The following is an 11,174-nucleotide window of genomic DNA, read 5'->3' on the forward strand; positions in this document are numbered from 1 at the left end:
TTGAAGGCTTCGCCGGTGCTCAGGGAAAGCACCTGGTTGTGCGGGGTGTATTGCGACAGTTGCAGGTTCCAGCCCAGGCCAAAGCCTGAGTCCAGTGTATTGAGCGGGTTGTAGTTCAGCGCCAGCTTGAACGCAGGGCCTTGCAGGTCATTGGCCTGGAGTTCGGGCAAGTCGATGGCCACGGTATATTGTCCCGTGCGCGGATCAACGCCATTGCGCAGGAAACTCATGAAGTTCATGGCATTGGAGTGTATCGAAGAGGTTGCGGTCATTATTTAAACCTCGAATTCGAGCGATAGATGGCGCGTCGCGAAAAGAGCGGCGGCAGGTTTGATGATGTTGGAATGTGCGATGGGCACCTTTAAGAGGGCGTCAACATAACAGTTCGCCCATCAGGCGGGAGCTGGCAACGTTGCCAGTTTCGAGGCGTGCTGCCGGGAGGTTAAAACATGAGTAGTTGCGATGTACTGTTCTGCCTGGAGTGGGCAGCATGTCGTGAATATCAGGCATTGCAAATGCCTGTCCTGCTCTTCTTAAGGAAGTTTATATGTCTTATTCTCTGGAACAGTTACTTGAATGGATGAGTGTCAAGAGCCGCCTCTTCGGTTGGGGCGCGATCGTCGCTCTGGACCGAGGACAACTCAACCGACTATTGGCCCAGGAATACATCACGCGTTTCAATACCGGCTCATACCTTGCGCCCATTACTGGCGTGATCGACAGCACGGGCTCGCGCTTTCGCCTCGAGAAATTCTTGCTCGATGTACCGCGCCTGTCTTTTGAAAATGCCGAGCTCAATAATTCCAAGGCGCGCCTGCGCATGGATGTCATCGGTGGCGGCCAGATTGGCATGCGCAAGGTGGGGGCGAACTGGTCGCCCGTGAAGGTCGACTGGATCGGGCCTCTGCTCGGTCCGCGCCTGCTGCTTGATCTGTCGCTTGCCGATGTTCCCGGGAATGTGGGCGAGGGAGGGCTGATGTACCTGGATTTGAGCCAGAGCGACAACTTCACCCTGGACTTTTCCCGAATCGAGCATGAACAGAGCCTGGGTGGCGCCTTTTTCAAGGAGCAGTTCAGGAGCCTGCCGGATGACAAGCGCATCTATCCGCTGGGCAATATCCGCGAAGGTTCCAACCCTATCCTCAGTGCGCAAAGCTTCAAGCTGCGCACCCAGGCCAAGAACGAGGCCGCACGTGATTCGGGTTCGGCTGATCATGGCGAGGGCGCCGTGCTCGGCCTGATCCGCATGAGCGGCGCCTTCGATGGATCACCGCCGGAAACGGGAGCGGATTTCAGGTATCTGCTGCCTGATGATGCCGGCAAGGACTATTCGGCCACGGTGTTGACTGACCTTCCCCGAATGGCGCTAAGCCAGGTATGCCATGCCGTCGATGAATTGCTGGGCAATGCGCAATTCGATGTCACATCCGTTGCGGCTGACGAATTCATCGCTGCTGCAGCCAAGGCCGGAAGCATGACGGTGCCTGCAGTGGAGGTCATCAATTACTATGTACCTGTCGTCCTGCCCAATCCGGGCGCTCCCACGTTCAGTGCTATCGGCCATTACAGTGTAAAGGCCTTCGGGTTGAAGGCTGCCGACAAACTGACGATGAAGATGAGCGGCGACGAAATCACTATGACGTGGGACATCGAGGAGACGGCCGAGGCCACTGTCGAGACCTATGCGATGCTCAATGAAAAAAATGAGCCCGTTACATCACAGGAGGGAGGGTTCGATCCGATTAATGTGGACATTTCTCTCAGGGTAGTTGCCCAGTACCAGTTGGACCGCGAAAACGGCCTGGTACAGTTCAAGGAAATTTCTTTCGAGGACACTGGCAGTACGCTCAGTTGTGAAATGCCTTGGCATGAACATAGCGAGGCGGATTCGACAATGCCCGAGAGGTGGTGGGAAGTGCCATGGGATGAACTTGTTAAATATCCTGGACTGTATCTTTTCCTGGCGGGGGTCATCTACCCGACCTATATCGTTGCGAGCCTGAGAAAGGAGGTTGGCAAGGGCCCCGACGTCCGTCCGGTCATCGAGCGGCACTTGACACGAAACTTCACGATCGATGGCGCCCTCGACGAGTTCATCAATCAAAGTATTCACCTCAACTTTGGCAACGTTATTGCCGGTGATGAAGTACACATCAAGAAGGATGCCAGCTTTTTCGGACGCGTGAACCCTGCCTCTACCCACTTTTCCATCGACCCGCTGGAACAGCTGGTGGCCGCCGGCACCCACCAGCAATTTTCCACCGTGCCTGCGGTCGCAGGCGTCGAGTGGAAGGTCCAGGCCCTGCAGACCGGCCTGCGTACCTCCAGCAACCCCGGGTACATCAATGCGCAGGGCCGCTACAGTGCGCCAGGGGCGATTGACATTGAAAACGGCATGACGCGTGTGCGGGTGACAGCCACCGACCCTGTCAGCCAGTTCCAGAGTTCGGCCCTGATCACGGTGATCACGGATACGCTGTGCGTGCGTCCTCTGATCGAAATCACCACCCCTGGGGCATCGGTACATCTGACAGCTGGAAACCTCGAGGCCACCGACGGCCTGCAGTGGTCCATCATCAACCACCCTGGAAGCGGCGAACTATCCGAGGACAGCGGCGCGGGCACGACCTACACCGCCCCCACCTTCCCGCCAGGCCCGCCTAACCCACCTGCCTACACCATCGACAAGGTCCAGGTTCGGGATCAGAACGGCGAAGCGAGCACTTCGGTAATCGTCACTGAAAACGCGCTGTCGATCAACGTCAGCATCCAGGACCTGGATGTTCAGGAAGGCCGGGTCGATCTGCAGGCCGTGATCAATGGCGTGATCACCGAAGATTCGGTCTGGAGCATCCTGCTCGACGGTCCAGGCTCGATCAGCGAGGACGGCGTGTACCTGGCCGATCCCGCGGCGAACGAGCGTTTTGTGTTGATCGAATCGAAGGAGGATGGAGGCAAGTATGGCGTCTGGACGGGTCTTATCATCCTGCCACTGCCCTTGACCGACTATTCCGAGACTTACAAGGCACTGTCCAGGATGGCGTGAGGCGTCAAGTTTCTCAACTATCCCAGCCACTACCCGCAGGGGCATCAGCCCCTGCGGGTTTATGTTTTCAGGACTCTTCGAAATCGGCGCGCTGTCCTTAAAGTATCAGCTTCTGTAGAGCTTGATTAGCTGGCGGAGTTGCCAGTTTCAGTGCCGCATGCCCAAGTGTAAAACATCGACATCCGTAACATGTCGATCGTTGGATGATCGGCCCGAAGAGTACTTATCGATGACTTCAAGATTGCCGGCTCCCGAAGTTCCTGGTTTGATGAACGATTCTATCGACCTTGAAAAACTGGGTGATTCAAAACTACTTACTTATATAAAATATCCCGGCATGAGCAGTGGCGATAGTGTCTGGCCGCTTTTCAAGGGCTGTGGCGTCAACGGCGAACTGTTCGATCTGCTTGAATCCAAGGAAACCATCATCACGCCCGATCCGGTCAACGGCGTGCCCATCATGATCGATAACACGCTGCTGCAAAATCTGAACGGCGGCTGGGTGTTCTATTCCTACGCCCTGGATGACAACGGATTTCCAGGAGAGGAATCGCATCGCCGCTTCATGTATGTGAACAAGGCGCCTGATGCCGCCCTGGGCCTGCCGCCGGCACAGTTTCTCGGTAGCCATGAGCTGGTCGCCTATTACGAACATATCGATGCTGCCGGCGCCACGGTGACCACTGCACCTTATCAAGCCATGGCCATCAATGATGTGGTGACCTTCACCTGGCAGTATTACTACGAAGGCATGCCAGACGAGCCACTGCAACTGAGCAAGACCCTGACCCACGACGATCTGCATAGGCCGTTGATGTGGACGGTCGACGACAGCTATGTGTTCGAGGGTGTTGCCGATATGCACTACAGCATCGAATACGCCGATGGGAGCACTGCTACTACCTCGCCGTTGCAGAGGGTCGAGCTGGCACCCGGCACACCGCCCCAGGATGGATGGCTGGACGCGCCCAGAATCAAGGGGCTGATCGGTGACAAGCTGGACCCGGAGTCCTATCCGCTGGGCGTGATCGTGGTGCTTGAGCCACCGCCCGGCCTGCAGCAGAGAGACGAACTGCTACTGCATGCCCAAGGCCTGGACAGCGCGCTGGTCGCCCTACGCGTTGACCTGACGGTGCTGGACAGCCGGCGCCTGGAGCTGCGGCTGGAGCAAGCCTGGCTACGGGAAAACGTGGGCGAGAAGGTGAGCCTCTATTACCAGTGGTCCCGGCTCGGCGAGGAGCGCCGCTCCCACCCCCTCGAGCTCACGTTGCGCCGCCCTCTCAATCTGCCGTCACCGGTCGTCCAGCACGCCCAACCCGAAGGCGAGGACGGTGCCGGCCAAGGCTTCATAGCGCCAAACCTGATCGAGCGCGGCACCTTGGTGGATATTCCTGCCGGGGCTGTGATCGACAAAGGTATCGTGGAGATGCACTGGGACGGCCATGGCAGCACGGGGAAGTTCAGCAGCACGACGCCCACGGTCGGCAACCCGAGGCGCTTCCAGATTCCGCGCGAAGCAGTGCCCGCCAACCTCGGCCGACGCCTGAACGTGTACTACACGGTCACTCTGCCCGGCGAAAACGCCGAGCCTTCTGCCGTCTTCGACTTGCGTATCGCCCACTACGCGAGCAATCCGTTCAAGCCTGTCCAGTGCCCGGAGGCGTCGGCTGGGGAGTTATCCCGCAAGGCGGCGGCGGACCGGGGTGCGACGTTCATGGTGCCCAACTGGGTGTTCTTCGCCGAGGGCCAGCGGGTATGGATGCGCGTCACCGGCCTCACCGAAGCTGGCAGCGAAGTGGAGCATGTACTGCGCGATGACCAACCAGTCGATGAAGACGAGTATTACGACGGCTACCTGGAGTCAGCGCTTCCGGGTTCTTTCCTGAGTTCATTGAAGGAGAACCACGCTTTTCGAGTCACGGCGGCCGTAAGTTTCGACGATGGCGAGACATACCATAACTTTCCGCGGTTATCGATCATGCTCATTCCTTAACACAGCCCTTTATCGATACCACTGCACGCAATTTGAAAACCTACTTGTATACCTGCCGATTAAAAACAGGAGTTTCCTGTCGTCGGTACCTATCCACTTGGAGAATGCTATGTCGGAAAACTCGATAGACGCCTTGTTGGCGTGGATGCGACGTAATCCAGAATTATTGAACTGGAACATGATTGCCGCACTTCCGTTACATCAGGTCGATGATCTGTTACAGCAAGCGCACCTGGCGCGCTTGAGTCAGGGAACTGATATCCAGGGTATCAGCGGCACTGTTTCGATTCCCGAGTCGCGCATCAGTCACGTACTTGATGGGTACCGGATGGGTGCGCCTTCGCTTGAGTTCACCGGCGATGCCTATGACCAGCCTCGCATCAGCGTGGCGATGACCGTCGAAGGCGGTACCCACTGCGTCATGGAGGCACCTGGAAAGATCCTGGCGCTATCGCTGCATGACCCGCTGACCCCCCTGCAAGTACGCCAGGACCTTCGTCTCCAGTCCGGCCCCCAGGGGGTAGTGATGGACTTGGGTGAGGGGCAGAACGTCGAGTTCGACCTGGGCAGTGGCCTGCCCGAAAAGCTTGCAGGCGGACGGTTCATCGAACAGGAGCTGGGCAATCTGGACGACGACAAGCGCATACATGCCCTGGCGCGTGTACTGGCCGGTGAGAACAACGCTTTCCTGAATGTCGGTGGCCTGGGTGTGCGTGTCCATGCCAGCAAGACCGGCCAACGCCTGGCCTTGGTCTTGTTCATCTCCATGATCCACGGCCCCACGGGCAGGTTCCCGGCCAAGGATTCGGATTTCCCGTTCCTGCTGCCTGATGAGCTGGCTGCAGGGCCCAACTCCACCGCCTTGATGTCGTTGCGTGTGCTGCACCGCGCAGCCTACGGACAGGGCTTGCTAGGCCTTTCTCGACGCTGGCGATTTCGACTTCAACTACGATATCTCCAGCGATCTGGCGAGCATGCAGGCCAGGTCCGGCTCGTTGTCCGTTTCGCCAAGCCAGTATTCAAGCCAGCGGCTGGAGTTCCAGTCCGACCGCTTCGAGCTCTCTGGCACCGCTGGCGAGCAGCCCTTGACGGCGGCGTTTCTCGAAGACGCCGTAATCCAGGACTGGAAGTCCAAGTGCAGCTTCAGCTTCCGTTACCGGCCAGTGTCCGGCGGTGCCTGGCAAGAGAGAGCAGCCACCTTCGAGGTGAGCCTGGCCTACCACTTCTACCTGAACGCGGACGACACCTTCGAGAACATCCTGCGCGGCGAAGTCTTTGCGCCTGTGCAAGAGGGGGCCTGGGCCCGCGTTCTGGAAGGTTTGCCGGAAGACACCGACCCGGCGTTGCGCGGGGAGGTCGAGACATTTGCCGCGCACATCATCCGCAGCGCCTTCCTTGAAGCACTCTCGCGCCAGCTCACGGCGCAGATACCCGAGCTGCTGCTCGACGGCCTGCAACTGGCCGATGCCAGCCGCTTGCGGCCTGTCCTGCGCGAGCAGCCCCACGACCTGGCGCTGTTCGGCCCAGTCGGCCAGGAGCAGGCCGGGTTTGTCATTGTCGAGCAAAACCTGCGGGTGGTGGCCGGGGGCCGGCAGCAGTTAAGCGTCCAGCCGGCGCGCGAAGGCCTTCGCTGGAGTCTGGAATCGCTGCCTGGCAACACTGCGGACATTGGACGAATTGACCCAGAGACCGGGTTGTACCGGGCACCGCCGGCCCACGCCATGGGTGACGGACCCTCACGACTGCTGGTGATCGCGACCGATCCCCAGACCCATGAACGCGCGGTCGCTTCGATCACTGTGCTGGCGTACCCGATCAGCGTGAATCCGCTGATCAGCGTGTGCTTCAGCGGCGAAACCGTGGCGCTTGGCGCTGGCACGATCGGCCAAGGGCAGCTGACCTGGTCGATCAAGGACGCGGCGGCTGGCAGCGGGTCCCTGCAGCCTGGCGAGCAAGGCCGGACCTGCCTCTACCAGGCCGGGCCGGGCATACCCGACGACACCTATGTGCTCGAGCAGATCGAGGTGCGCAACGAGCAGGCGGGTACTGAGCGCAGCGTCCATGTGCTGGTTCAGCAGAAAGTGCCCACCCTGATGCTGTCGATTGCGGAGCAGGCCTTGCCTGCCGGTCGACTGCAGCTGCTCGCGTCGCTCAATGGCCAACTCATCGAGCCCGATGACTGGCAGGTGCGGCTGGGTCCTGGCGGCATCGATGCCGATGGCTGCTACACCCCGGGCGCACTGGCGGGCGAACGCTTTGCCCTGGTCACCGCGCTGCTTGATGGCGGGAAATACGGCCGCTTCGAAGGTCACCTGATCCTGCCGCTGCCACTGGCGCCGATCTCGGCCGCCCAGGGTACCTCCGCCAGCCTGACGCAGCAGTCGCGGCCATGACCACTTCATCCATTCCATCCATTTCCGAGGAGGACAAGACCATGTCCGGAAACTCGCTTGAACAGGTGCTGCAACGCCTGAGCGAAGGCAATGTAACCCAGGGTTGGGGCGCGGTATCGGTATTCAGCCGCGCGCGTCTGAACCGCCTGCTCGAACACCAGTACATCGAACGCCTGGATGAGCAGCGGTTCGTGCCACCGTTTTCCGGCACGGTAGACCATGAGGGGCTGCTGATCACTCACAGTACCCTGGTGGGGGTCGAGTTTGGCGCTCCCAGGCTTTCGTTCACCACTGCCTCGATGGCCAACTCCCGGGCTGTGCTGGCCCTGAATGTCATTGGTGGCTCTTGCAGCCATGCCTCTGCAACTGTGCCGAACCTGCTCAGCACTTTCACCATCACCGAAGCCATGGGCTTCACGCTCGAAATGGACATCGATCTCGCCCTGGTGACGGGCGAGGTCGACCGCTGCGGGCGCGTGACCCTGGACTTGGCCAAGGGCGCCAGCCTGCGCTGCAACCTTGGCGCAGATGACGAGCAGGTCAGCAGACACCTGGCGACTGCATTCGAACAGTGGTTCAAGGGCTTGCCTGCGCATCGCAGCGTCTTCGAACTGGGCAGGATCGATTTCGACGGCTACAGCGAACTGACGCCAACCCGTTTCATCATCCGCACCCAGGCGGCGCCTGGCGCGAAGCTGGCCAGCGCCTCCAATCATGGCGACGGTGCCGTCTTGACCTTCATACGGCTGGTGGCCAACGACGGCGATGGACGCATGCCGAATGACCGTTTCCCGTTCCTGATCCCCGACGACATCGAAGACGATGGCAGCGATCGCTATTCCGCCGTGCTCGTGCTCGACCGGGCGCTGCGCGAGCATGTCAGCGATGGTCGTCTCGAGGTGCTCGCCAAGCTGCTGTTCCCCGGGTCCCATGCCTTCATGGAGCGTGAGCGCCATACGCCTCATGATCTGGCGGTGTTTGGCTCTATCGATCCGCTGCGCACCACCTTCGCCCTGGAACCGGCTTTCAAGGCGCTACGTGCTGGAAGCAGCCAGCAATTCACACTGCGCGATGGCTTTGGCAAGCCAGTCCAGGCCACCCGCTGGCGGGCCGTGGGCCTGCGCAGCCACACCCCCGCGAGCCATGGCACCATCGGCGCTACAGGCCTCTACCAGGCTGCCGGCGCCGAGCTGCTCGGGCATGACAGCCTGACCGTAGTGGTGACCGCCGACTATGAAGAACAAGGCCACGTCTATACCGCATCGGCCAGGCTGCAGGTGTTTTTCGAGGTCCTGGAAATTGCCCCGCGCATTGCAACAGTGGTGCCCGGGGTACGACAGTCGCTCACGCTGACGGCGTCCGACGCCAAGGCGCCGCGCATCGGCTGGGCGTTGCCCGGCCCTGCATATGCCGAGCTTCTGGAGGCGGATAGCAATCGGGCCGCCTTGCGCCCGTTACCTGCAGCGCGAAGGCGCGCCCTGACGGTTCAGCAGGTCGAAGCGAGTGGTAGCGAAACCGGCAGCGCCGCGGTGCTGTTTCTCAATGGTCAGCAAACCTTGGACGTGGAACCTGCCTATGTACCCCGGGTCAAGGCAGCGGCCAGCGTGCAAGTGCAGGACAAGACCCGTTTCATGCCCGGGACTCCGCGGCGGTGGCGGGTGGCGGGCGAGGGTACGGTAGATGCCGCAGGACGCTTCACCGCGCCGTCCAACCCCCGCGCGGGCGCCAGTGTGGTGGTATGCGAGGTGGTGCGCAATGGCGTGACCTTCGCCAGCGGCTACAGCGTGCTCAAGTACTCGCAGATGGAGGAGGAGGAGTCCTGGAATACCTTGCAGACCTTCACCCTCAAGGTGTCCGGTGGCGCGGAGCAGGGCAGCATCGGTGTGCTGTATCCCAATGGCTACCAGCAGCTCGGGCTTGAGATGCGCCTTGAGACCAACTTCAACGGCAAACCCGTGGGTTTGAGCCTCACCGAACAGGCGACCCTGAGCCTGTTCGAGTTTTCATCCAATGCCCAGGTCGAGGCCCTGCCCGGGATGGATGAAAATGAAGGCATCGCTGATGGTGACCTGCAAAAGTGGCGGACCAATCGTCTCTCCAATCGATTCGAAGCAGCGGGAGCACGCACCACTGCGTTGTCCGCACCTGCTCAGGATGATGACGGGGTCACCCTGCAGGCGCTGTGGCTCCACGGCCGCGCAGACCCTGGTTCCGTCACGGCCTTCTATGCGGGCTTCCAGGCGGACACGGGAACGTGGCACTGGTCCACAGCCCGCAATGCGACCTCGGGAAGGGTCGACATCAGGTCCCGGTCATTGCCCGACTTCACCGATGAAAACTACACCTTCGATAGGATTCGAGTCGACGGCGGCGGCGGGGGGGCTGGTGATCCTGAACAGGACGACTTCGATTACCACCTGCGCACGGTGGATTACTGGAAGCTGAAATACCGTGGCGGGAGTTTTGAGACCTGCCAGTTCCTGCCAACCGACCTGCCAGAAGACCAAGTGGGCGCAGCCGTCAACACGTCCATGCTGCGTTGGGAAAGTGAGCATGCACAGGAAGTCATGACCAGCTTTACCGGCTCTGTCTTCCGGGACTTGAAGCGGCCGCCTTTTGTCCAGAACATCACTTTCGACAAACGCCTGCCCACATTGGTGGATGAAAGCGTTCTCGAAGCCAAGGTGGACATCAATGTCTTTGAAGCCGGCTCACTGGTCATCAGCAACCACCGCGTTGACGATTGCGACTACACGGCAACGGGCAGCGAGCGGGCGGCGTTGAGCCGCTCGCTGGCGGTGCTGTTGCGCGACAGGGAAGGCAATGCGCACAGGCGGCGTATCTCCTTCAGCCCGGCCGTCCGCAATGGGCATCGTGATCATTTGCTAAATACGCTGTATACCGCTCCGGATGACAGTGCATCGGGAATCTCCATTGGCAGTGTCTACCCCGACGAGAACGCACCAAGTACGCCAGGCCCTGACAGCAATGGCAAGATCATGCTCGCTCAGAAACTTGACCAGAATGGCGCGCCAGCTGGTTACACCACCTCTGTTGAAATCAAGCATGGTTATATAAAGTTTGGTGAGAGTGACAATCCGAAGAATGACGTCATAAGTTATTTTAAAATTGATAATGCGCCTTCGGCCGTTCTCATCAGGTTGTCATCGGAGAAAGGCGAGGACTCCGAGGATGATTGGTATTTCGACCTGCGTGGAATCAAGTACAGATTCTCCACGGGCTGGATCGAGATCAAGTCGCTTAAGTCCATGTCTGCCGGCGAAATTATCACGCCGGGACTGCGCATGATCACTCCCTATTACGATCACGGCAACATCGAAGGCAAGTTGTCGGGTATCAAAATCCAGTATCCACTACCCGACACCCAAATTCGCTAGCCACTGAGCATGCAGTTTCCCGCGCCCGTGTCGGGCGTGGGGTTTCCGATGATTTTTTCACGAGCTGAAACAATGTCTACGTCGACTTCCGTACATTCCAATGCGTTCAACTTCATGAGTTTCCTGCGCAATGGCGTTGATCCGCGCACGGGACAATATACCGTGGCCATCGACTTGCCCGAACTCCAGGCCAATGACCTGCAAGGCCCTGCGTTCAAGCTGGCGCTGAACTACAACCCGCTCAATACCCTGGACTCAGGCTTTGGCCTGGGCTGGAACCTGCAACTGTCGCAATACACCCCGCACAACCAGGTGCTTTCCCTGAGCACCGGCGAAGCCTTCAA

General features: G+C 59.7%; 7 protein-coding genes. 5 read left to right on the forward strand and 2 right to left on the reverse strand.

The window, feature by feature from the left end; translation table 11 throughout:
• Positions 1–272, reverse strand: a 272-nt coding sequence (locus AC0ZZU_RS23795; RefSeq protein WP_476343870.1) for a hypothetical protein, incomplete at its 3' end; no start/stop codon positions are given.
• A 482-nt stretch (positions 273–754) separates the two neighbouring features.
• Here AC0ZZU_RS23795 and AC0ZZU_RS23800 point away from each other — a divergent pair.
• Positions 755–3,046 carry a hypothetical protein gene (locus tag AC0ZZU_RS23800; RefSeq protein ID WP_476343872.1) on the forward strand — a complete coding sequence of 764 codons (2,292 nt, stop codon included), beginning with the start codon at positions 755–757 and terminating at the stop codon, positions 3,044–3,046.
• A gap of 268 nt (positions 3,047–3,314) precedes the next feature.
• Positions 3,315–5,039, forward strand: a complete 1,725-nt coding sequence (locus AC0ZZU_RS23805; RefSeq protein WP_476343874.1) for a hypothetical protein — start codon at positions 3,315–3,317, stop codon at positions 5,037–5,039.
• A gap of 448 nt (positions 5,040–5,487) precedes the next feature.
• On the opposite strand, the gene AC0ZZU_RS23810 is transcribed toward AC0ZZU_RS23805, so the two are convergent.
• Positions 5,488–5,814, reverse strand: coding sequence for a hypothetical protein (locus tag AC0ZZU_RS23810; RefSeq protein WP_476343876.1), 327 nt, complete (start codon positions 5,812–5,814; stop codon positions 5,488–5,490).
• 220 nt (positions 5,815–6,034) lie between these two features.
• Here AC0ZZU_RS23810 and AC0ZZU_RS23815 point away from each other — a divergent pair, with 220 nt between their 5' ends.
• From AC0ZZU_RS23815 to AC0ZZU_RS23825, 3 genes are all read left to right on the forward strand, one after another.
• Positions 6,035–7,432 carry a hypothetical protein gene (locus AC0ZZU_RS23815; protein ID WP_476343878.1) on the forward strand — a complete coding sequence of 466 codons (1,398 nt, stop codon included), beginning with the start codon at positions 6,035–6,037 and terminating at the stop codon, positions 7,430–7,432.
• The gene (locus AC0ZZU_RS23820) at positions 7,429–10,830 is read left to right on the forward strand and encodes a hypothetical protein (protein WP_476343880.1); all 3,402 of its coding nucleotides are present in this window, start codon (positions 7,429–7,431) and stop codon (positions 10,828–10,830) included. Before AC0ZZU_RS23815 ends, AC0ZZU_RS23820 begins: the two co-directional genes overlap by 4 nt.
• A 72-nt stretch (positions 10,831–10,902) precedes the next feature.
• On the forward strand, positions 10,903–11,174 hold a 272-nt coding region (locus tag AC0ZZU_RS23825; protein WP_476343881.1), incomplete at its 3' end, for a hypothetical protein.

The organism is Pseudomonas sp. JE3303 (genome assembly GCF_056312565.1).